We start from the raw sequence: 21,083 nt of genomic DNA, 5'->3' as shown, positions 1-21,083 counted from the left end.
AATGCCCTCATTGCTTATACTGTTGCCGCTTTTTGGGGTTATAGTGCTTAACCTGCCTCTTGGTAATATCATGAGGCGGTTGGCATTCATATTTGCTTTCGGATTATTCCTTATGCAGATAGTCCTCGCTATATTCCATTATCCGGGGATTTGGACAGATAAGCTTCAGGCGGTAGACACATTCTTTAAGGTCACTTTTGCCGTCGATCATTTGAGTTTTATAGTCATTCTTTCCATAGGCATAGTATCGCTTACCAGCCTTATGGTGGGCCGTTACACTATAGCCGATGAGGATAAAAGGTTTAATTTTATCAACCTTCTTATAATAGCCTCTCTCGGAATGTGCGGCATAGTCATGGTGCAGGACATATTCTCATTATACGTATTTTTGGAAGTAGTCGCGGTATCAGCTTTCATACTTATAGCGCTGGATAGGGAAAAAAAGGCCCTCGAGGGCGCGTTCAAATATATAGTAATGTCCGCGATAGCCACCATAATGATGCTCTCATCCATAGCGCTTATCATTTTGGTCGCCGGCGATACGTCGTTTACCGCTGTAAGGCAGGCCCTCTTAGTATCTTCCGACGCTTTTATTGTAAAACTCGCGATAGGTTTATTCATATGCGGCCTCTTTGTAAAAGGGGGGCTGGTGCCGTTTCACGGCTGGCTTCCCGACGCGTATTCGCAGGCGCCTTCGGCCGTATCGGTCTTACTTGCGGGCATAGTTACAAAGGTTTCTGGCATCTATACGCTGATAAGGCTCACCACGGCAATATTCGGTTTTACCGGGAATATTAAAGGCGTATTATTGCTTGTCGGGGTGATATCGATGCTTTTCGGCGCCTTCGCCGCTTTGACCCAGAACAATTTTAAGCGCATGCTCGCTTATTCGAGCATAAGCCAGGTGGGGTATATCCTGGCAGGGCTCGGTACCGGGATAGCTTTGGGCGTGGTAGGCGCCATATTTCATTTATTTAACCACGCGATATTTAAATCGCTTTTATTTGTAAATTCTGCGGCTGTCGAGAAAAAGACGGGCCTGGTAGATATGGATACAATGGGAGGTTTGTCGGAAAAGATGCCCGTCACGGGAGCGACTTCATTAGTTGGGTTTCTCTCGACCAGCGGGATACCTCCTTTTGCCGGTTTCTGGAGCAAATTAATGATAATAATAGCGCTATGGTTCTCGGGCCATTACGCTTACGCGGTAATAGCTATCATGGCGAGTGTTTTGACGCTCGCGTATCTGTTAACTATGCAGAGAAAAGTATTTTTCGGAAAACTTGCCGGAGCTTTTAGCGATATAAAAGAAGCGGAATTCGGTTTTGTCGCTGTGCAGGTAGTATTGGCTTTAATTACTATAGGTGTCGGGGTGTTTTTCCCGATAATATTTAACGCTTACCTTACACAATTTATAAGATGAATATAGACGGCATTCTTTTAATATCGGTTGTGCTCTCCGCCCTTTGGACGGTAATGACGAGAAGTCTTCTAAAGGCGGCTTTAGGCCTTGCTGTAACGAGCGCGATAATAGCCATAATATTATTCAGGCTCTCTTCGCCTCTTGCGGGCGTATTTGAGTTGTCTGTCTGCGCCGGCCTAATCACGGCGGTATTTATAAGCGCAATAAGCCTTATGAAGCCTCTTACGCATAAAGAGACCATAGAATTATCAAAAAAGAGGATAAAAAAATATTGGCCGCTACCCGTCATTATCATAATTGCTGGCATAGTCTTTTCAAAGGCGGTCGTTCCGACGAGCTTTCATATACTGCCTGAAGCGGTGAAACTTGGCGTGCAGGATATACTTTGGAATACACGGACGCTGGATCTGTTTGGGCAGGTGGTTATAGTGCTTGCGGGCGTATTTGGTATAGTTATTTTATTCAAGGAGAGCAATAAAAAATGATCGCGGTAATAATAATGTTATTCATCGCAGGGCTGTATTGCGTTCTCGTTACGCGCAACTTAATGAGAGTCCTCATAGGCCTGGAACTGCTCACAAAGGCCGTGACGCTTCTTTTGATACTGATGGGTTACGCGACGGGCCGCGAAGCGCTTGCGCAGTCTATAGTCATAACATTGATAGTCATAGAAGTGGTTGTAATAGCGGTGATGGCGGGTGTTATATTAAGCATATACAGGCATACAGGATCGCTTGACGCCGGCAATATAAAGAGTTTAAAAGGATAAACAATGACGATAAGTTCACTTATGTTTACACCGCCGGTGGCATTCGTGGTCGTGCTGGTAACGGTGCTTCTGTGCTCATCTTTGCTATCGAGAATATCATATAAGCCGAAGACCGGCGAAGAAGCCTCGACAAAAGCATACGCGTGCGGCGAGGATATGCCGACGAGCATGATACAGCCCGATTACAGCGCGTTCTTTCCGTTCGCGTTTTTGTTTACGATACTACACGTGGTGGCGCTGGTAGTTACAACCGTGCCGGCGCAGACAGCCGGTTCATTCGCGATGGCGCTTATATATGTGGCGGGCGCGATAACGGCTCTATTTATTCTTTTCAGGAGGTAGCAGAAAGTTGGAGACGCTTTCTAACTCAATCGGGAGACGCTTTCCGAGCCAATCGGGAAAGTGCCCCCCAACAAAAATATTATGAGCGTAATAACAAAACTGGTAAACTGGTCAAGATTAAAATCGCCGTGGCTTTTGCATTTCAATACGGGTGCCTGCAACGCGTGCGATATAGAGATAGTGGCTGCCCTGACACCCAGGTATGACATCGAGCGTTTCGGCGCGCAGCTGAAAGGCACGCCCAGGCACGCGGATATAATTATGTGCTCCGGGCCTGTCACCAGAAAGATAGCGCCCCGCTTAAAGCGCATATGGTGCCAGATGCCCGAACCGAAATTTGTAGTTGTCGTGGGGACTTGCGCCTGTTCAGGCGGAGTTTTTGACGGCTGTTATAATGTCGAGTCTGGCATAGACGCGGTATTGCCGGTAGCCGCTTATATCCCGGGCTGCCCGGCAAGCCCCAAGGCGATAATCGACGGCGTCGTTAAGTTGTTATCGAGCCTGGAAGAAAAAGAACGCGCGCAGAAGAAAAAATAATGCCGACAAAAAAAGAAGAAAGAATACAAAGCGACCTGATATCCAAATTCGCGTTCCTGGGAGACAAGGTAAAAGTCCAGAGAGAGCGCAGGATCTTTGCCGATGTCCCTGCGGCGAATTTTAGAGATGTTCTTGATTACGCCGTGAAAGAATTGGATTTTGAATTTCTCTGCACAATGACAGGATCTGATGAAGGGGACAACCTGGGTTTTATGTATCATCTTGCAAGGCAGGATGGAGGGATGTTAAGCCTTAAGATAACCGTGCCTAAAGGAAAAGGAAGCATAAAGACCATTACGGATTGCTTCAAAGGCGCTGATATATATGAAAGAGAAGTTATAGATCTATTAGGCGCTAAAGTAGAGGGCCTTCCCGAGGGGAAGCGGTATCCGCTTCCCGATGATTGGCCGGAAGGCGAGTATCCTCTAAGGAAGGACTGGAAAAAACATGCATAAAGTAATGATACCCATAGGCCCGCAGCATCCGGCGCTAAAAGAGCCGGAGAGTTTCCTTATTGCCTTAAAAGGCGAAAAGATAACGGATTTTGTCGCAAGGCTCGGATATAATCATCGCGGTATAGAAAAGGCATGCGAGGAGAGAACCTATATACAGGATATATATTTGACGGAGCGCATATGCGGCATATGTTCGCATGTCCACTCCACAACATTTGTTCAGGCCGTAGAAGAGATAGCGGGCCTGGTAATGCCGAAAAGGGCGCTTTATATAAGGACGATCGTCGGCGAACTTGAAAGAGTGCATAGCCATCTGTTATGGCTCGGCGTTGCCGCTCATGAGATAGGATTTGATACGCTTTTGATGTACACCTGGCGTGACAGGGAAATAGTTATGGATATTCTCGCGTCAGTCACGGGTAATCGCGTCAATTACGGTATAAATGCTATCGGCGGTGTGAGGCGCGACATTTCGCCCGATCAGGTTGCAGATATACTGGCGGGGCTAAAGAAGCTTGAAGAGAGGACAAAATATTATATAGAGGTAGCCACTACCGAAACGACTATCATAAAGCGCCTGTCGGGGGTAGGTGTATTATCGAAAAAAGATACACTTTCCTTAGGCGCGGTCGGTCCTACGGCGCGCGCTTCGGGAGTAGACAGAGACACCAGGCGCGACGACCCTTACGCGGCATATAGCGAACTGGATTTTAAAGTTATTACGGATAACCACTGCGATGTTTATGGCAGAACGCTGGTACGCTGCGGGGAGCTGATGGAGTCTTATAAGATAATCCGCCAGGCACTCAAAAATATTCCGGAAGGCCCTATTTTGGTAAAAGCGCCAAGGAAGATTCCGGCGGGAGAAGCAGTTAGCCGGTATGAAGCTCCAAGAGGCGAGTGCATGCACTACGTTAAATCTAACGGTACCGAAAAGCCTGAAAGAGTAAAAGTCCGAGCTCCGACTTTGGCTAACGTGCAGTGCGTCGCAAAGATGCTCGAAGATAGACAGCTTGCCGACTTGCCTATAGTAATAGCGGCCATAGATCCATGTTTTTCATGCACCGACAGGCTTGTGGGTGTAAGAGAAAAAGGTTCTAAGAAAAAGACAATGAAATGGGACGAATTGCGGGAATACGGTATCCACTGGTATCAGCACCAGGGGATAGATTTCACTTCGTTGAATAAAAAATTTAATAAAAGGATGAAATAACCAAAAGATGGCAGCAGCTTTATTTCAACTTCTGGTATTTCCGGGGATTTTCTTCTTAAGCGTATTCGCGTTGGCGGCTGAATATTTTGACAGGAAGCTGCATGCTCGCTTACAGAATAGAGTCGGCCCGCCGTGGTTCCAGCCGCTGGCGGATTTTATAAAACTTGCCTCGAAAGAAAATATAATACCGGAAGACGCAAATCCCAGAATGTTTAAGATGATGCCCGTATTCGCGATCACTTCTACTATAACAGCCTTCTTTTATATACCTTTATGGAATCACACGGGATTGTTTTCCTTTACAGGCGATCTTGTCGTAGTTTTATATCTTTTAACCATACCTACCCTGACATTCTTTTTAGGCGGCTGGTATTCGACTTCATTGTATTCAAAGATCGGTGCGGTGCGTTCGATAACCCAGCTTTTCGCGTACGAGGTTCCTCTCTTTATCAGCATGCTATCACCCGCTCTATTAGCTAACACATGGTCATTAAAAGAGATGGCTGTATTTTATACCGCCCATCCGTGGTATTGGACATTCAATCTTTTAGGATTTTTCGTATCGCTGGCAGCGATGCTGGGTAAATTGGAAAAAGTCCCGTTCGATATCGCTGAAGCGGAGACAGAAATAGTGGCCGGGACTTTTACGGAATATAGCGGCAGGCTTTTGGCGCTCTTCCGTCTGGGCATAGATATAGAAGCCATTGTCGGCGCCTCACTTCTGGCCGCGGTATTTTTACCGTTTGGGTTTACATTGCCGCCAGTTTTAGCGTTTATAGTTTATCTGGCAAAAGTTTTGTTTATCATAGCGCTTATGACCCTTGCGCGCACCGTCTTCGCGCGTTTAAGAATAGACCAGATGATGCAGCTTTGCTGGAAATATATAGCGCCGCTGGCATTTGTGCAGCTTCTGACCGTCCTGATTATTAAAGGAGTATTTTTAAGATGACCCTTCGGCGCAGCCAAATTATTTTAGACAGATTTGCTCAGGGTCATGGTGAGCGACTGGAAGGAGTCGAACCATGATAAGGCCGGGCAAGATGATAAAGCAGGTCCTAGAGTCGATATTCAAAAAACCTGCCACGACAAAATATCCTTTTGTAAAAAAAGCGCCTATAAAAAATTTACGGGGCCGGCTCAAATTCTATCCTGAAAGATGCATAGGTTGTAAATTTTGCATGAAGGACTGCCCTTCGAACGCGATCTCGATAACGAAGACCCCCGAAGGCAAATTTGAATGCGAAATAGATCTCGCCAAATGCATATATTGCGCCCAATGCGTGGACTCATGTCCCAAAAAAGCATTGGAAGCCACATCCGATTTTGAACTTGCCTCGCTCGACAGGGCAAAGTTAAAGGTGAAGATGCGTGCAAAGCCTGACGAAGGAACTCCAGGCGCGCCTTAAGGGCGCGAAAAGGATAGCCGTACTGGGTGTTGGCTCAGAATTCAGGGCCGATGACGCCGCAGGCATGCTTGTTGCGGAAAATATTCATAAAAAATCCAAGAATAACCGGCTCAAGGTATTTTTAGGCGCTACTGCTCCGGAAAATCTTACCGGTGAAATAAAGCGGTACAAGCCGACCCATCTTATAGTAGTAGACACCGCGGATCTTAAAGAAAAGCCCGGGGCGGTACTTTTGCTTGAGACGGAAGATTTAGGTGAAGGTGTTTCGTTCTCGACGCACAAACTTCCGGCCAAGGTCATGATGGATTATTTTATCCAGTCAATAAAATGCAGGATAATATTTATAGGGATACAGCCAAAAAATATCAGTTTTGGCAAGCCGGCATCGAAAGAGGTAAAGGCTTCGGTAAAAGGCGTTTCGAGTGCTATAATAGACGCAGTGAAGGATAAGGCATAGGATGGAAAAACTTTCTTTATTCAAGCGCGTAAAAAATATTGTATTGGGCAAGGCCCATAATCTTCGCGATCCGCGCATTTTTCATAAACTTTCCCTGATAGCGTTCTTCGCGTGGGTGGGCCTGGGCGCTGACGGATTATCGAGCTCCTGTTACGGTCCCGAAGAAGCGTTCCGCACGCTCGGCAGCCACGCTCACCTCGGAGTGTTCGTTGCTTTAGCCACAGCGATAACGGTATTTGTGATCGCGTCAAGTTATTCGCATATTATAGAGCTCTTTCCCTCCGGCGGCGGAGGATACTTAGTCGCCAGCAAGCTTCTCTCACCGTCCTTAGGCATGGTATCGGGGTGCGCTCTTCTTATAGACTACGTTCTCACTATAACAATATCGGTGGCCAGCGGCGCCGACGCTATATTCAGCTTTCTGCCTATAAATCTTTACTATCTTAAATTGCCGCTTGCGGTCTTGGCGCTGTTTCTGCTTATCGTGCTGAACATGAGAGGCGTAAAAGATTCTGTGATGCCGCTTATTCCGGTATTTATGATATTTTTAATTACGCACGTATTCATTATAGTTTATGGATTTGTAAAACATTCTTCGGATTTCGGGATGTTGGCCGGCAATATAGCCTCGGATGTCCAGAAGACACAGCTGGAGCTGGGTACATTAGGGATGTTCTTGCTGATAATGCGCGCTTACAGTATGGGTGCCGGAACCTACACAGGTATCGAAGCCGTAAGCAATGGGCTGCCCATTTTAAGAGAGCCCAGGGTGGAGACCGGCAAGAAGACGATGAGGTATATGGCGATATCCCTGGCATTTGTGGCCGCGGGATTAATGCTGGGGTATCTGTTCTTCAGAGTAAGCCATCAGCCGGGTAAAACATTTAACGCTATTCTTCTTGAGAATGTTGTTGCCGGATGGGGCAATAGTAATCTCGGGTATATCTTTATTTTAGTTACGCTTATTTCAGAAGCGGCGCTGCTATTTGTCGCGGCACAGGCGGGGTTTCTCGACGGGCCGCGCGTACTGGCCAACATGGCGAAGGACAGATGGTTTCCGTTCCAGTTTGCCCTGATGAGCGAACGTTTTGTCATTAAAAACGGCATACTCATCATGGGGATATCGGCTTTTGCGGTAATGCTCTTGAGTAAAGGCTCGGTAAAATTACTCGTAGTTCTTTACAGTATAAACGTTTTTATCACATTCTTTCTCTCACAGCTTGGCATGGTGCGCCACTGGTGGAAAGAAAGGAAGAAGGTAAAAAATTGGTTTAAAAAGATAACCATAAACGGCCTGGGCCTGATGCTAACGGCTTTTATTTTGGCAAGTGTCGTCATAATAAAGTTTCACGAAGGTGGCTGGATAACCCTTCTTATAACCGGCGCCCTGGCCGGTGTCGCCATAATGATAAAGCGCTACTATTATAGGACACAGAAACAGCTTATGCATCTCGATAGGCTCGCCCATGTTACCGAGATTACCAAGCAGGAGACCGCCCAAAAAGTTGCGAGGGGTGAAAACGGCAAGCCAAAATTTGATCCCGACTCCAAAATAGCCGTAATACTTGTAAGCGGTTTTAACGGCATGGGGCTGCACACGCTTTTCAATGTGGTAAGGCTTTTTGGCGATGATTTTAAGAATTTCTTCTTCATGGAAGCCGGCATGGTGGACGCCGGTAACTTTAAAGGCGCTGAAGAGATGGAAGCGCTTGACCTGCATGTGCGGGAAGAGTTAAGCCATTATGTTGGTTTCATGGAGCGGCAGGGGTTCTATGCCAGGTCATTCCATACAACAGGTATAGATGTTTCCGAAGAGATTTCAAAACTTGCCCAGAATATATTTAATGACTATCCTCAGAGCGTATTCTTCGGCGGCCAGATAGTATTCCCCGAAGATACATTCTTTTCCAAGCTTCTTTATAACCATACCACATTCGCGGTGCAAAGAAGGCTTCACCAGTACGGCATTCCATTCATAATAATGCCGATAAGAATAGGTGACGCCAAACTACCCGCTTCCATTGCTTAAACCCATATTTTGTGATAAAATCCGTTTTTATGCAGCCTCTAAAGCGATACGAGCAGTTTTCGCATACAGCTGATATCGGCGTAAGGGTTTTTGGCAGGACCTTAAAAGAACTCTTCGAAAACGCCGCGTTCGCGATGTTCGATATTATAGCCGACCTCCAGGGACTCAAAGGCGAAATAATACAGCAAGTGGAGCTTACCGCGCCAAATCACGAAGAGCTTCTCATATCCTGGCTCGACGAACTTCTATATAATTTTTATACCAAGCACGTAATATTTTATGATTTTAAAGTTCTGGAACTTTCGCCGGATCTTATTAGGGCAAAAGCCTTTGGCCGCGCGGTTAGTGACAATAGAAACAGACTCAAGACCGAGATAGAAGCGGCCACTTATTACAACTTAAAGATTATCAAGACAGACGACTACTATGAGGTCGATATTATTTTTGACGTTTGATTGGAAGGCCTGTTATGCTGGAAAGAATAGACGAATATAGATGGCGCATACCAAAAAGCTACAAGACAGGCATGCGTGTTGACGGCATTATCTATGCGAGTGCCGCCATGATCGACGATATCAGCCGCGATAAAGCGGCGGACCAGGTCGCCAATGTAGCGATGTTGCCGGGTATAGTCAAACATTCGCTCGCGATGCCCGACATCCACTGGGGCTATGGATTTTGTATCGGCGGCGTCGCGGCAACCGATATAGACGCAGGCGGCGTTATATCGCCCGGAGGAGTTGGTTTCGACATAAATTGCGGCGTGAGGCTCGTCAGGACGAATTTAAAAGAAAGTGAAGTAAAGCCTAAGTTAAAAGAGCTCGTTTACGCTCTCTATAATGATATACCCGCGGGCGTGGGTTCGAAAGGCGACATAAGGGTAAGCGCTAATGAAGAGAGAAAACTCTTAGTCGAGGGCTCGAAATGGGTGGTAGAGCATGGGTATGGCAGGCAGGAAGATCTCGAATATACCGAAGAGCATGGAGCTGTAAAGGGCGCGAACCCGGATAATGTTTCATCGAGGGCATACGAGCGCGGGAAGAACCAGTCCGGCACTCTTGGTTCGGGCAACCATTTTCTCGAAATTCAGGTTGTCGACGAGGTTTACGACGAAGATACGGCCCAGGTATTCGGTATAGAAAAAGGTCATGTTACGATGATGATACACTCGGGCTCGCGCGGCCTTGGCTATCAGGTCTGCGATGAGTATTCAAGAGATTTCATAAGGTGTCTTTCTAAATATAATATCAGCGTCCCCGACAGGCAGCTTGCGTGCGCTCCGGTGAATTCGGAAGAAGGGAAGGCGTATTTAGGCGCGATGCGCTGCGCGGCCAATTATGCCTGGGCGAACAGACAGTGTTTAATGCATCTTGCCAGATTAGCGTTTGAGAAGGTATTTCAAATGAGCCCTAAAGATCTTGGAATGGATCTGGTATATGATGTCGCGCACAATATAGCGAAAATAGAAAAATATAATGTTGACGGCATTGAGAAGATGCTCTGTGTTCACCGAAAGGGCGCCACGCGGGCATTCGGGCCGGGCCATTCGGAATTACCCGCAAAATATAAGAAGACGGGCCAGCCCGTAATAATACCGGGTGATATGGGAAGAAATTCATATCTATTGGCGGGAACGAAAAAAGCCGAGGAGACATTTTATTCTACATGTCACGGTGCAGGCAGGAGGCTTTCGCGCTCTGCTGCCATAAAGGCATGCCGCGGAAGATCTATATCGCGCGAACTCGAAAATAAAGGTATAATAGTCATGTCCAGCGGAAGGGAAACACTCGCGGAAGAAGCGCCCGAAGCTTATAAAGACGTAAACGATGTAGTGGGTGTTGTGGCGGGGGCCGGGGTATCGAAAAAAGTTTGCCGCATGCGGCCGCTTGGAGTGATCAAAGGGTAAGGAGAAATAATGTTAGATTTAAAATTCATACGTGACAATAAAGAGCTGGTAAAAGAGGGTATAAAAAATCGCGGCTATAAGCTCGATATCGATGAGCTTTTAAAACTTGATGAAGAGCACAGAAAGATGCTGGCCCAGGTCGAGGAATTGCGCTCTAAGAGAAACAAGGCCAATGATGAAATAGCCGCCGCTATGAAGGCAAAAAGAAACGCAAAAGAGATTATAGAGAGCATGAAGCCAGTTTCCCAAAAAATAGCAGATTTAGAGTCAAAAGTGGAGGAATTTAACCAAAAAATAGACAAAATTAAGTATATAATCCCAAATATACCCGATAAATCACTACCTGTAGGCGGCCCAGAGAACAATAAAATCGTCAGGTCTTGGGGTAAAAATCCCACTTTTGAGTTTAATCCTAAAAACCATATTGATCTTGCCGAATCCCTCGATATTATATGCTTTGGCACCGCGGCCAAGATAACAGGGTCAAACTTTATCCTCTACAAGGGTCTTGGCGCGAGACTTGAAAGAGCGCTCATAAACTTTATGCTCGATATGCATACAAAGAAACACGGTTATACCGAGATATTACCGCCGTTTCTGGTAAACAGGCGCAGCATGACAGGCACCGGGCAGCTCCCAAAATTAGAGGAAGATATGTACCGGCTAAAAGATGAGGATCTATTTTTAATCCCCACTGCTGAAGTGCCGGTAACTAATATTCATTCCGGCGAAGTTTTAGAAGAAAGCCAGCTGCCGATACGATATGCGGCCTACTCTGCCTGCTTTAGGCGTGAAGCAGGTTCTTACGGCAAGGATACGAGGGGACTTATCAGGATCCATCAATTTGATAAAGTCGAGCTCGTAAAATTCGCGAAACCGGAAACCTCATTCGATGAACTCGAGAAATTATTGAATGACGCCGAAGATGTCCTGCAGGCCTTAAAGTTACCTTACAGGGTCGTAATGCTTGCCACGGGCGATATATCGTTTGCGGCGGCCAAATGCTACGACATAGAACTTTATGCCGCGGGCACGGACGCTTATCTTGAGGTCTCAAGCTGTTCCTGCTTTACAGACTTCCAGGCGCGCCGCGCTAATATACGTTACCGCGACAGTAAAACGAAGAAGACAAATTTTGTGCATACATTAAACGGTTCAGGTGTGGCGCTCGCCCGTCTTGTAGTGGCGATATTGGAAAATTATCAGAATAAGGACGGAAGCGTAAATATCCCCGAAGCTCTTGTCCCGTATATGGACGGTATAAATGTCATTGCGAAGGCGCTTTAGCGCCTGAAGCAATCTCGGTTTAGGGCTAAATGATAAAACTTATAATCAAATTCGTAATCGGCGTACTCGCGATACCCGTCGCTTACGCCGCCACAAAGGCGTTCTACGATAATTTTATCCTGATAAATGAAGTTGCCGCCAACCTGCGCTATTTTGTCTGGGGCATAGTATCTTATTCCATACTGCACCTTTTATTCTACAAGCCGGCATATCTTTATGTGTTAGGCCATGAGGCCGTACACGCCGGCGTGGCATGGCTATTCGGCGGTAAGATAAAGTCTTTCAAAGTTTCAGAAGAGGGAGGCTCCGTCGGGACCACTAAATCCAACTTTATAATAGAACTCGCCCCGTACTTTTTTCCTATATATACGATCATCATAACGATAATATATTTTGTGGTATCGCAATCTTACCCTATCAACGGCGCGATATTCCTGTTTCTCATAGGCTTTACTCTGGCGTTCCACATAATTTCGACGGTAGAGATAATGAAGGTAAAACAACCTGATATAGTAAAGTCGGGATATGTCTTCTCGATAGCTATAGTCTATATAGTAAATATTATTGTGATGTCGATGATATTCGGGCTCACCTTTCCGGGATTTACGATAGGTAAATTTTTCCTTGATTTATGGAGCCAAACACAATATATTTACGTAGCGGTAATAAAGCAGTTGTTCTTTTAATTTTGTAATTCTCGGAGGAATGGCAGAGTGGTTGATCGCGGCAGCCTTGAAAGCTGTTGTGGACGTAAGTCCACCGTGGGTTCGAATCCTACTTCCTCCGCCAGTATTAATACGTGCACGGAGAGGTGGCCGAGTTGGTTGATGGTGCACGCCTCGAAAGCGTGTTATCCTTTACGGGATACGAGAGTTCGAATCTCTCCCTCTCCGCCATGTTTTGCTTGATAGGAGCATTATATTATGTACGAGTCATTCTATTATCATCCCGATAAGGGCTTAAAATCCGAATTGTCAGCGCAGGAAATATCAGAGGCGCTCAAGGACGAGCGTTCGCTTGTCTGGGTAGACATGCTCGATATAGACGATACCGACATAGATTTCCTTACGGAGGTATTTAATCTCCACCCACTTACCGTAGAAGATTTTATTATGCCTAACGCCCGGCCAAAGATAGAAAAATTCAAAGACTATTTCTTCCTGATAATGTTTTCCCTCGAATCAAACGGTACCAATGGAAACGAGAAAGTGAAGACCGCGGAGCTGGACTGCTGTTTAGGAAAAAATTTTCTTATTACCTTTCATAATTGCCCGCTTAGCTCTATAGCGGTATGTAAAGAACGCACCAAGAAACAGTCGCCGATGATGATGCATGGAGCGGATATGCTTCTTTACTCCATCCTCGATTCATGCGTAGATAGCTATTTCCCTATCGTCCAGAAATTCGACAATTCTGTGGACGCGATGACCGATGAGCTATTCAAGGAGCCCAATCAGGAGGTCCTCAAAAAGATATATTATCTTAAGAATGAGATCATGTACCTAAGGCGCACCATAGGCCCGCAGACAGATGTCATATCCAGCGTTACCCGCGGAGATTTTGAGCTTATCTCTCCGGCGAACGTCATATATTTCAGAAATATATACGATAACCTGGTAAGGTTAAACGACCTTATAGGCACATCGCGCGACGTTATTACCGGCGCCATGGAAGCGTATACATCGCTTGTGTCTAACCGGCTTAACGAAGTAATGAAGACTCTTACCATCATAGCTACCATAATGATGCCCCTTACTCTCGTGGCAAGTATTTACGGGATGAATTTTAAGCACATGCCGGAGTTGAACAGTAAATTCGGTTATCCGGTCGTCCTTGCCATTATGATGACGATCACAGTTACGATGCTTATATATTTTAAACGCAGAAAGTGGTTATAAATGACAAAAAAGCTGCCGCTCTTGAAGGTAAGCGGAACGCGAATAGTTGACGACTCCGGCAAAGAAGTCCTCTTAAAGGGTGTAAACCTCGGCGGCTGGCTGATGATGGAAGGCTACATGTTCGGCGGGCGCAATACACCCGAGCATGATTTTAGATCTTCTTTCGCTATTGCCCTGGGCAAGCCCGCGCTCGAAGATCTCATTACATCTTTCCGCGATACTTTTATCCAGGAGTCTGACTTTAAGACGATAAAGAGCTGGGGGGCCAACTGTATCAGGCTGCCGTTTAATTACAGGTTGATAGAGTTTGAGGATCGCCCGTACAGCTTGAATGAAGAAGGTTTAAAATATCTGGATAGGGCAGTCCAGTGGTGTGAGAAGTACGGGCTATATTGCATACTCGACCTTCACGCCGCGCCCGGCGCGCAGAACTGCGATTGGCATTCCGATTCCTACGGGAAAGCGGAATTATTTGATAATGAACAGAACAAGGACCGCTACTTAAGGTTATGGTTCTTCCTTGCTGACCGCTACAGGGATTGTTCCAACGTAGCGGGCTACGATATATTGAACGAGCCCGTTGTAAGCTTCGTCGAAGAGCCTAAGGTGCGCTCCCTATACGAAGCTGCCACTACCGAAATAAGAAGCACCGACAAGAAACATATACTATTTTTGGAGGGCAATATGTGGGCGCAGCGGCTTGAGTTTTTGGGCAAGCCCAAAGATAATAATACCGCCTATAGCATACACAATTACGCGCCGTTAAATTTTACGCACCACTTCGAACAGGGCCTGCATTACCCGGGTAAGGTCTATGGTATAGTATGGAACCAAAACAGATTCGATATGATGGCAAAGGCCTACCATGAATTCGCGAAGAAGGTTAGCGTGCCTTTGTATCTGGGCGAATTCGGCGTCCATGCGCGTGATGGTTTCTACGGCGAGGCCCAGTGGGTGGACGATATGATAGCCGCCTGCGTAAAATATCGGTTCAGTTGGACATACTGGAATTATAAGACGGTAGCGAATTTAGCCTATCCCGACGGTATTTATAGATATGTGGGTAATCCCGCATGGGTCAATCGTCAGGGCCCTGTAGCGGGCTGGGAGACATTCGCGTCGCAGTGGCCAAAGGAAAAAGGCAGTATGGTCTATTCCTGGCGCACAGAGAATTTCACCCGCAACGATAAGATATTGTCGGTATTGAAAAAGCATTTTTAATATATGGCAAGAGTCAACAGCTTAGTATAGATTTTTAGTAAATTTATGCGGAGAGGTACGAAAGCGGCTTACTCGGCGCGCTTGGAGAGCGCGTGTACCGAAAGGTACCGAGGGTTCGAATCCCTCCCTCTCCGCCAATTTTTTAAAAAGCAAATACACATATAGGCGACAAGGGGGGTGACAAGGGGACGATCCAGAAAGTAAAGGGCATAAAGGGGACGGTTCTATTTTTCGGAAATGAGCGGCGGGCGTTCTGAAATTACTGAAATCAGAACGGTCCCCTTTTACCTTCGCAGGAATATATTTGAGACTGGGATAAATAAATGATAGCACTATGGTATTTGGTCTTATTTACGATTTTAGCAGCAGCTTGGCTGGTGATCCTTCTTATTATTACTGGCTTGATTCGTCTTTTTATATTTGGGTGGAGCGCAAAACCCGAAAATGTTATTAGCGATATATCAGTGCTTAAAAAGGGCGATATTATTCTTACAGGAAAAGCGAGTCTTGCCGATTCCTGGTATATACAGCTATCCAATGCTCTTACGCGCAAATTAAAACACCGATTTTGGACGCACGCTGCTATCTATAGAGGGAACGGCATGCTTTGGGAGGCACAGCCGGAAGGTATTATAGAGAAAGATATCAATATATATTTAAAGAATGGTTATCTAATACGGGCATTTCGGCATAAATACATACAGGATAACGATGTTATAGATAAAGTATTAAAATTTTGCGAAGAGCAAAAAGGTTTTAAATACGGTTGGGGAGGGTTGATATTCTATGTTGTTTCCACATTTGTGCCCATCAGTTTTAATTTTATATTTGAGAATAAAATAGTCGACGAATGGTGCCATATGGATAAGGCATATTTTTGCTCAGAACTTATTGTAGACGCATTTGATGAAGCTGGACATCCGGTATCTCCCTATGATGGCTGGCGCGTAAAACCATCAGATTTCATAAGTAACCCGGTTTTAGAAATCATAAAATAAAAGGAGTATGTATGCCAGATGGCGGATTCGTGGTAAAAATCAACGGAAAAGAAGTATTCAGATGTTATGCGGTTGCATTTGATTATGATGAATGGCAGTATACGATCAATAATAAAGAAACAAAAAAGCTACCCGAAGATACCGAGAGTATAGCTATTGAAATCGAATAAACTGCAATTAGTCATATTTTTCATCATCCTTACTTTATGCCTACCCGTATTTGCTGCTGATCAAGCGAGCGAATTCTATCCCGCCAAGGTTAAAGATATATCCGACAGGGCATACGAGCCAGCAGTTATACAATTGCTTGATAGTGCTAAAGAATCTATCATCATGTCTCTTTATATATTTAATCCTCCTGAGACCGGCCCGGTCCGGCTTTTGATGAAGGATCTGGAAGAGGCTCTCTCTAGAGGTGTCAGCGTGGAGATATATATCAATACCAAGCCTGGGCATGGTATGCCGTCAAGCGAGGAAATAGACCGCATCTTTCTGCCTATTACTGAAAAAGGCGCACGTATTTATAAAGTCACACCATACTATCTTTTGCATGACAAACTTATCATAGTGGATGGCCGCTATGTTGTGGATGGTAGCACGAACTGGAGCATTGCCGCATTAAAAAGTAATTACGAATCTGCCGTATTAATAGATTCTCCGGAACTTGCAAAAACGAAACTCTTGCGCTTGAGGCGCTTTCTTCTGGAAGGCGATAAAAAAGATCCAAAGCCGCGGCCTGATAGGCCAGTGCCACTTGAATCATTACCGAAAGACGCTATTGTCAGTGTTAGCGCAAAACTTTTGAACAATCACGATTGTTTTTCAACCATGCTTGAGCGCATGGCTGACCGCGCCATGGATATGTATCTTCTGCTTCTGGCTGAATCGTCCCGCCTCGGTGAGAACAGCTTTTTTATTTCACTCGAAGACATAGCTATTAGCTTGGGCATGGACCACCAATTGAAGGATGCGGACCTTAGGCGGCAGATGATAAAAGTGCTGGAGACGCTGCAGGATAGATATAAGCTTTTGAACGCGAATTTCAGTTACGGCAAAGACGCCTGGATAGAGCTTAAAGAGATACCGGGCGCGACTTTTAAAATGACGGGGGATTTTTTCGATCCTAAGAACCTTGTCTCAAAGAGCCAACCGGCTAAGTTTGTGCTGCTTGTAAAAGCACTACTGGAAGCGGAAGGCAAATCTATAGAATCTGCTTCAGTTCCAGATCTAGCAAGAAGATTCGGCGTGAGCCAATTTTCTCTGCGCAAAGGGCTTAGAGAAATTGGACAAAGTGCTATTGAATAAGTCAAAAATAGCGTATAATATTACCAAAATCTACGCACCGCCAGTTTTTTAAAAAGCAAATCCACATAGCGGAATCAAAGGAGGTCTTCCGATGAAAAAAACTCTCTTTGCGGTTATTATCTTATCCGTGCTACCTCATGTATCTTTGGCAAATGCCGGTATGGTGCCAGAAACGATCTCTAGAGAATCCAAGGAGTGTATCGCCTGCCATAAGGAACAGACGCCGGCGATTGTGGAGCAATGGGGTGCCAGCAAACATTTTCGGGCGAATGTCAGTTGTTACGAATGCCATCAGGCCAAGACAGGGGACCCGGACGCGTACGAACATAACGGGGTCATGATAGCAACGATAGTTTCACCTCAGGATTGCGCCCGTTGCCACAGCGAAGAAGTCAAAGAATTTGTCAGCTCACATCACTCGAAGGCCGCGCGAATTCTGGGTTCCCAGGATAACCGGTTGGCTGAAGTGGTAGAGGGGAATCGCGGATTTAAGACGGAAGGATTTCCCGATGGAGTTTCCTCTGCGGTAGTGAATGGTTGTTGGCAGTGCCATGGCTCTGAGGTTAAGGTATTAAAGGACGGTAAACTGGATCCGGCGACTTGGCCCAATACGGGCATAGGCCGCATAAACCCCGACGGTTCGGAAGGATCCTGCAGTGCATGCCATTCGAGGCATAAATTTTCTGTGGAACAAGCTCGGAATCCGGAAAATTGCGGCAAATGCCACATGGGGCCGGATCATCCTCAGATTGAGATTTACGAAGAATCCAAACACGGCGTCGCATTTTACGCGAACAAGCATAAGATGAATTTGGACAACGAGAAGTGGGTTCTCGGAGAAGACTATAACGCGGCGCCTACTTGCGCTACGTGTCATATGAGTGCCACCCCCTCTCAGGGCGTGACCCATGATGTCGGGATGAGGATCAGTTGGAACAATAGGCCTGCTGTCTCTATAAGGCCTGAAGTCGCCGACGCTAACATGGGCCTTCCGGGAAAGGATATTGGCTGGAAGGCACGGCGCAAGAATATGAAGGATGTTTGCTTGAACTGTCACGGTGACCCTTTTGTCGAGAGTTTTTATACACAGTATGACAGTTTGATCGAACTATATCATGAAAAATTCGCCAAACCAGGGCAGGCCCTGATGGAGGCCGCCAAACCGCTCATTAAACCGGTACCTTTTGGAAACAGAATAGATTTTATCTGGTACGAAATTTGGCATCACGAAGGTCGACGCGCGCGTCATGGCGCCTCGATGATGGGGCCGGATTATACCCACTGGCACGGGACATATGAAGTCGCGAAGAATTTTTACGCCGAATTTATCCCGGAGCTTGAAACTTTAGCGGATGAGAATCTTAAGTCATCGGATCCCAGAAAAGTCGAAGCGGCGAAGGCCTTAAAAGTGAAGATCGATGAGGTTTTGAATTCGGATAACCATAAATGGTTCATCGACAAGATGGATCCCGAAGAAGACGCGCGGCGGAAAAAAGAACAAGAGAGCTTTCAGAAGCGTTATCAGGTAAAATAATAAATAACTGCTAAAAGATGAAGACAATGGCAGGAAAAATGAGAAACTATTTTTTGAGAATGAAGGGAACTGGAAAGTGCCCTCCCCGGAAGCCGTTGAGTAAAATTGCATGGTCATGGATCGGCGCATTCATCGGGATTTATGCTATTGCAATATGTGGAAAATACTTAAAGCTGTCACCCATAGAAAGTTCATTCCTAATTGGATCTTTTGGGGCTTCTGCTGTTCTTGTTTATGGAGCTCCTTCGGCAGAGTTCTCCCAACCCAGGAATCTTATAGGTGGCCATGTCTTATCTGCGATTGTCGGCGTTACTGTTTTTATATTAGCAGGCAACGATCCTATCATGGCCGGTCCCATGGCAGTATCAGTGGCAATAGTGGCGATGCACTTAACACGCACTTTGCACCCTCCCGGAGGAGCTACCGCATTGATTGCGATAATTGGAGGAGAAAAAATTCATTCCCTTGGTTATCGGTATGTATTTTTTCCAGTTCTCGTTGGCGCCTTAATAATGTTGATCGTTGCATTATTGATAAATAATCTGTCGACCAATCCCAAGAGACATTATCCCGTATACTGGTTTTAGATTGTTTTGGAAGTGGTTTTAATGGATTTTTGTATGATATAATTACCCCATGGGAAGTTCGCCAACACCAAAAATCCGATTAGAAAAAAGATCCGGTAAAGCTGTCACGGTCATCGCGGGCCTCCACACCTATGGATCCAAGAGGCTGGAGACTATTGCAAGGGAGCTTAAATCGACATTTGCCACAGGAGGAACAGTCAAAAGCGGCATAATCGAGATCCAGGGCGACAAAGTCGCGGCAGTCAAAGTCTGGTTCATCAAGAAATTAGGGTAAAGGTAAGCCCACAACAAGCAATCCATTCATACATAACTGCAAGTAAATCAGCCGGTTGTAAAAATTTCTGTAAACTATTTTAAAATAAATTGCAACAATTTTGGCACTTTTTACGTCTTATATGATAGGAGGATTGTGTTATAACTTGTAATCACCTAAAAAACAGGAGGCAATATGGAGGGAATAATACCTCAAGATGTTATAGAGAATAAGATAAATCTTATTCGGGGCCATAAAGTTATGCTAAGTGCTCATTTGGCAAAGCTTTATGGGGTAGAAGCGAAAGTACTTATTCAAGCGGTCAAAAGAAACATGGATAGATTCCCGGAAGATTTTATGTTTCAACTAACAGAAGATGAATACAAAATCTTGAAGTCACAATTTGTGACTTCAAGTTGGGGCGGCATCAGGCGTGCTAATCCGTATGCATTTACGGAACAAGGCGTTGCTATGTTATCCAGCGTTCTTAATAGCAAGAGAGCTATTCAAGTTAATATTGCTATAATGCGCGCATTCGTTAAATTAAGACAGATCTTATCGACGCATAAAGAGTTAGTCTATAAACTCAATGAGCTTGAAAGAAAGTTTGAAAAACACGACGTAGAAATTCAATCTATATTCGAAGTTATCAGGCAACTTATGGCTCCGCCGTCGGAACCACCGAAGCGCAGGATAGGATTTAAACAGGATTGACAAAATTCATGATATAATTACCTCATGAAGATGACCAACGAAAAGATCGAGGGGAGGATGATGAAGAAAAAGATACCATTGGAGATAGCATACCGCCTTATAGGGCCGGGCCCGGTTGTTTTGGTAAGCTCACTTTTTAAGAAAAAGGCCGGCATAACGCCCATAGCCTGGAATATGCCTATTTCCGACGATCCTCCGATAATAGCTCTTGAAATATGGGAGAAACACTTTATATATAAGGCTATTCTTGAGACGGGCGATTTTGTTGTCAATGTACCTTCAAGCGATATGGCTGAAGTAGTGCGTAAGCTCGGGAGCGTTTCAGGCGCAGGGGTAGATAAGTTTAAAGAATATGGGCTGGTTAAAGAAGAGAGTAAGAAGATAAAATCCCCCCGGCTAAAATCAGCCATAGGCGTGTTGGAATGTAAGCTTCGTAGAGATAAGGCCCTACTTAAGAAGTACAACATAGTGCTCGGTGACGTCGTGTATGCAGAAGCCCAAAGCGGCATTTTTACCGACAGATGGTGCCCTGAGAAAGCGGGGCCGAAGATCATCCATCACCTGGGCGGCAAGATATTCAGTGTCCCCGATAGCCGTATTATTTAAGATGTCCAATTTCCCAGTCGAGGTAGATTAGAATAGAGACACCTCTTGCGTAACGAACCTCCTGTAGTTTCGTAAAGTTTAGTATTTTATCTCGATAATGTTAGACTTCTCGCGTATGTCAAAGAACGCGTGCCCCGGGAACT

The 21,083-nt window shown here is 45.5% G+C and carries 25 protein-coding genes and 3 tRNA genes; all 28 read left to right on the top strand.

The features are described from left to right. Position 1 precedes the first annotated feature (1 nt). The 28 genes from Q8R38_06835 to Q8R38_06700 all read left to right on the top strand — a co-directional run bounded on the left by Q8R38_06835 (position 2) and on the right by Q8R38_06700 (position 20,940). The gene (locus Q8R38_06835; protein ID MDP3791738.1) at positions 2-1,423 is read left to right on the top strand and encodes a proton-conducting transporter membrane subunit; all 1,422 of its coding nucleotides are present in this window, start codon (positions 2-4) and stop codon (positions 1,421-1,423) included. Further along, complete coding sequence (locus Q8R38_06830; GenBank protein ID MDP3791737.1) at positions 1,420-1,908, top strand: hypothetical protein; 489 nt, start codon at positions 1,420-1,422, stop codon at positions 1,906-1,908. Before Q8R38_06835 ends, Q8R38_06830 begins: the two co-directional genes overlap by 4 nt. Then, complete coding sequence (locus tag Q8R38_06825; protein ID MDP3791736.1) at positions 1,905-2,192, top strand: NADH-quinone oxidoreductase subunit K; 288 nt, start codon at positions 1,905-1,907, stop codon at positions 2,190-2,192. The genes Q8R38_06830 and Q8R38_06825 overlap by 4 nt, the downstream gene beginning before the upstream one ends. Positions 2,193-2,195: 3 nt before the next feature. After that, positions 2,196-2,534 (top strand): hypothetical protein, encoded by a 339-nt coding sequence (locus Q8R38_06820; GenBank protein MDP3791735.1) that lies wholly within the window; start codon positions 2,196-2,198, stop codon positions 2,532-2,534. A gap of 60 nt (positions 2,535-2,594) precedes the next feature. After that, positions 2,595-3,071, top strand: coding sequence for an NADH-quinone oxidoreductase subunit NuoB (gene nuoB, locus Q8R38_06815; protein ID MDP3791734.1), 477 nt, complete (start codon positions 2,595-2,597; stop codon positions 3,069-3,071). Beyond that, entirely contained in the window at positions 3,071-3,526 is a 456-nt protein-coding gene (locus tag Q8R38_06810) for an NADH-quinone oxidoreductase subunit C (protein ID MDP3791733.1), read from the top strand. Before nuoB ends, Q8R38_06810 begins: the two co-directional genes overlap by 1 nt. After that, complete coding sequence (locus tag Q8R38_06805) at positions 3,519-4,739, top strand: nickel-dependent hydrogenase large subunit (protein ID MDP3791732.1); 1,221 nt, start codon at positions 3,519-3,521, stop codon at positions 4,737-4,739. Before Q8R38_06810 ends, Q8R38_06805 begins: the two co-directional genes overlap by 8 nt. Before the next feature lie 7 nt (positions 4,740-4,746). Continuing rightward, complete coding sequence (locus Q8R38_06800) at positions 4,747-5,688, top strand: NADH-quinone oxidoreductase subunit H (GenBank protein MDP3791731.1); 942 nt, start codon at positions 4,747-4,749, stop codon at positions 5,686-5,688. Positions 5,689-5,761: 73 nt separating this feature from the next. Further along, a complete protein-coding gene (locus Q8R38_06795) occupies positions 5,762-6,145 on the top strand; it encodes a 4Fe-4S binding protein (GenBank protein MDP3791730.1) in 384 nt (127 codons plus the stop codon). Beyond that, on the top strand, positions 6,108-6,602 hold the full coding sequence (gene hycI / locus Q8R38_06790; GenBank protein MDP3791729.1) for a hydrogenase maturation peptidase HycI: 495 nt from the start codon (positions 6,108-6,110) through the stop codon (positions 6,600-6,602). Before Q8R38_06795 ends, hycI begins: the two co-directional genes overlap by 38 nt. A gap of 1 nt (position 6,603) precedes the next feature. Beyond that, positions 6,604-8,631: an APC family permease gene (locus Q8R38_06785; GenBank protein MDP3791728.1), complete on the top strand. Its 2,028-nt coding sequence runs from the start codon at positions 6,604-6,606 to the stop codon at positions 8,629-8,631. Between the two features lie 29 nt (positions 8,632-8,660). Further along, entirely contained in the window at positions 8,661-9,086 is a 426-nt protein-coding gene (locus tag Q8R38_06780; protein MDP3791727.1) for an archease, read from the top strand. 14 nt (positions 9,087-9,100) lie between these two features. Beyond that, a complete protein-coding gene (locus Q8R38_06775; protein ID MDP3791726.1) occupies positions 9,101-10,537 on the top strand; it encodes an RtcB family protein in 1,437 nt (478 codons plus the stop codon). 9 nt (positions 10,538-10,546) lie between these two features. Continuing rightward, a complete protein-coding gene (gene serS / locus Q8R38_06770) occupies positions 10,547-11,824 on the top strand; it encodes a serine--tRNA ligase (GenBank protein MDP3791725.1) in 1,278 nt (425 codons plus the stop codon). Between the two features lie 29 nt (positions 11,825-11,853). After that, a complete protein-coding gene (locus Q8R38_06765) occupies positions 11,854-12,510 on the top strand; it encodes a hypothetical protein (protein ID MDP3791724.1) in 657 nt (218 codons plus the stop codon). 13 nt (positions 12,511-12,523) lie between these two features. Further along, positions 12,524-12,613 (top strand) — tRNA-Ser (locus Q8R38_06760). A gap of 16 nt (positions 12,614-12,629) precedes the next feature. Next, positions 12,630-12,720, top strand: a tRNA-Ser gene (locus tag Q8R38_06755). A 27-nt stretch (positions 12,721-12,747) separates the two neighbouring features. Further along, the gene (gene corA, locus Q8R38_06750) at positions 12,748-13,722 is read left to right on the top strand and encodes a magnesium/cobalt transporter CorA (GenBank protein ID MDP3791723.1); all 975 of its coding nucleotides are present in this window, start codon (positions 12,748-12,750) and stop codon (positions 13,720-13,722) included. Next, positions 13,723-14,943 (top strand): glycoside hydrolase family 5 protein, encoded by a 1,221-nt coding sequence (locus Q8R38_06745; GenBank protein ID MDP3791722.1) that lies wholly within the window; start codon positions 13,723-13,725, stop codon positions 14,941-14,943. A gap of 49 nt (positions 14,944-14,992) precedes the next feature. Further along, positions 14,993-15,080 (top strand) — tRNA-Ser (locus Q8R38_06740). 186 nt (positions 15,081-15,266) lie between these two features. Next, positions 15,267-15,941, top strand: coding sequence for a hypothetical protein (locus Q8R38_06735; protein MDP3791721.1), 675 nt, complete (start codon positions 15,267-15,269; stop codon positions 15,939-15,941). An 11-nt stretch (positions 15,942-15,952) separates the two neighbouring features. Then, entirely contained in the window at positions 15,953-16,111 is a 159-nt protein-coding gene (locus Q8R38_06730; GenBank protein MDP3791720.1) for a hypothetical protein, read from the top strand. Beyond that, the gene (locus Q8R38_06725) at positions 16,098-17,246 is read left to right on the top strand and encodes a phospholipase D-like domain-containing protein (GenBank protein ID MDP3791719.1); all 1,149 of its coding nucleotides are present in this window, start codon (positions 16,098-16,100) and stop codon (positions 17,244-17,246) included. Before Q8R38_06730 ends, Q8R38_06725 begins: the two co-directional genes overlap by 14 nt. Positions 17,247-17,337: 91 nt before the next feature. Further along, positions 17,338-18,780: a multiheme c-type cytochrome gene (locus Q8R38_06720; protein ID MDP3791718.1), complete on the top strand. Its 1,443-nt coding sequence runs from the start codon at positions 17,338-17,340 to the stop codon at positions 18,778-18,780. A 38-nt stretch (positions 18,781-18,818) separates the two neighbouring features. Next, positions 18,819-19,367 (top strand): HPP family protein, encoded by a 549-nt coding sequence (locus Q8R38_06715; protein ID MDP3791717.1) that lies wholly within the window; start codon positions 18,819-18,821, stop codon positions 19,365-19,367. Between the two features lie 49 nt (positions 19,368-19,416). Then, entirely contained in the window at positions 19,417-19,641 is a 225-nt protein-coding gene (locus Q8R38_06710; GenBank protein MDP3791716.1) for a translation initiation factor, read from the top strand. 174 nt (positions 19,642-19,815) lie between these two features. Next, positions 19,816-20,334 (top strand): ORF6N domain-containing protein, encoded by a 519-nt coding sequence (locus Q8R38_06705; protein ID MDP3791715.1) that lies wholly within the window; start codon positions 19,816-19,818, stop codon positions 20,332-20,334. 24 nt (positions 20,335-20,358) lie between these two features. Next, complete coding sequence (locus Q8R38_06700) at positions 20,359-20,940, top strand: flavin reductase family protein (GenBank protein MDP3791714.1); 582 nt, start codon at positions 20,359-20,361, stop codon at positions 20,938-20,940. The last annotated feature ends 143 nt before the right edge of the window (positions 20,941-21,083 follow it).

Source organism: Candidatus Omnitrophota bacterium (assembly GCA_030695905.1).
GTDB lineage: Bacteria > Omnitrophota > Gorgyraeia > 2-01-FULL-45-10 > 2-01-FULL-45-10 > CAZHPY01.
This window is presented reverse-complemented; position numbering and strand designations above follow the sequence as displayed.

Coding starts and splice junctions, on each gene's coding strand:
- Q8R38_06835 (MDP3791738.1), top strand. CDS start 2: ATGCCCTCATTGCTTATACTGTTGCCGCTTTTTGGGGTTATAGTGCTT.
- Q8R38_06830 (MDP3791737.1), top strand. CDS start 1,420: ATGAATATAGACGGCATTCTTTTAATATCGGTTGTGCTCTCCGCCCTT.
- Q8R38_06825 (MDP3791736.1), top strand. CDS start 1,905: ATGATCGCGGTAATAATAATGTTATTCATCGCAGGGCTGTATTGCGTT.
- Q8R38_06820 (MDP3791735.1), top strand. CDS start 2,196: ATGACGATAAGTTCACTTATGTTTACACCGCCGGTGGCATTCGTGGTC.
- Q8R38_06810 (MDP3791733.1), top strand. CDS start 3,071: ATGCCGACAAAAAAAGAAGAAAGAATACAAAGCGACCTGATATCCAAA.
- Q8R38_06805 (MDP3791732.1), top strand. CDS start 3,519: ATGCATAAAGTAATGATACCCATAGGCCCGCAGCATCCGGCGCTAAAA.
- Q8R38_06800 (MDP3791731.1), top strand. CDS start 4,747: ATGGCAGCAGCTTTATTTCAACTTCTGGTATTTCCGGGGATTTTCTTC.
- Q8R38_06795 (MDP3791730.1), top strand. CDS start 5,762: ATGATAAGGCCGGGCAAGATGATAAAGCAGGTCCTAGAGTCGATATTC.
- Q8R38_06785 (MDP3791728.1), top strand. CDS start 6,604: ATGGAAAAACTTTCTTTATTCAAGCGCGTAAAAAATATTGTATTGGGC.
- Q8R38_06780 (MDP3791727.1), top strand. CDS start 8,661: ATGCAGCCTCTAAAGCGATACGAGCAGTTTTCGCATACAGCTGATATC.
- Q8R38_06775 (MDP3791726.1), top strand. CDS start 9,101: ATGCTGGAAAGAATAGACGAATATAGATGGCGCATACCAAAAAGCTAC.
- serS (MDP3791725.1), top strand. CDS start 10,547: ATGTTAGATTTAAAATTCATACGTGACAATAAAGAGCTGGTAAAAGAG.
- Q8R38_06765 (MDP3791724.1), top strand. CDS start 11,854: ATGATAAAACTTATAATCAAATTCGTAATCGGCGTACTCGCGATACCC.
- corA (MDP3791723.1), top strand. CDS start 12,748: ATGTACGAGTCATTCTATTATCATCCCGATAAGGGCTTAAAATCCGAA.
- Q8R38_06745 (MDP3791722.1), top strand. CDS start 13,723: ATGACAAAAAAGCTGCCGCTCTTGAAGGTAAGCGGAACGCGAATAGTT.
- Q8R38_06735 (MDP3791721.1), top strand. CDS start 15,267: ATGATAGCACTATGGTATTTGGTCTTATTTACGATTTTAGCAGCAGCT.
- Q8R38_06730 (MDP3791720.1), top strand. CDS start 15,953: ATGCCAGATGGCGGATTCGTGGTAAAAATCAACGGAAAAGAAGTATTC.
- Q8R38_06720 (MDP3791718.1), top strand. CDS start 17,338: ATGAAAAAAACTCTCTTTGCGGTTATTATCTTATCCGTGCTACCTCAT.
- Q8R38_06715 (MDP3791717.1), top strand. CDS start 18,819: ATGAGAAACTATTTTTTGAGAATGAAGGGAACTGGAAAGTGCCCTCCC.
- Q8R38_06710 (MDP3791716.1), top strand. CDS start 19,417: ATGGGAAGTTCGCCAACACCAAAAATCCGATTAGAAAAAAGATCCGGT.
- Q8R38_06705 (MDP3791715.1), top strand. CDS start 19,816: ATGGAGGGAATAATACCTCAAGATGTTATAGAGAATAAGATAAATCTT.
- Q8R38_06700 (MDP3791714.1), top strand. CDS start 20,359: ATGAAGATGACCAACGAAAAGATCGAGGGGAGGATGATGAAGAAAAAG.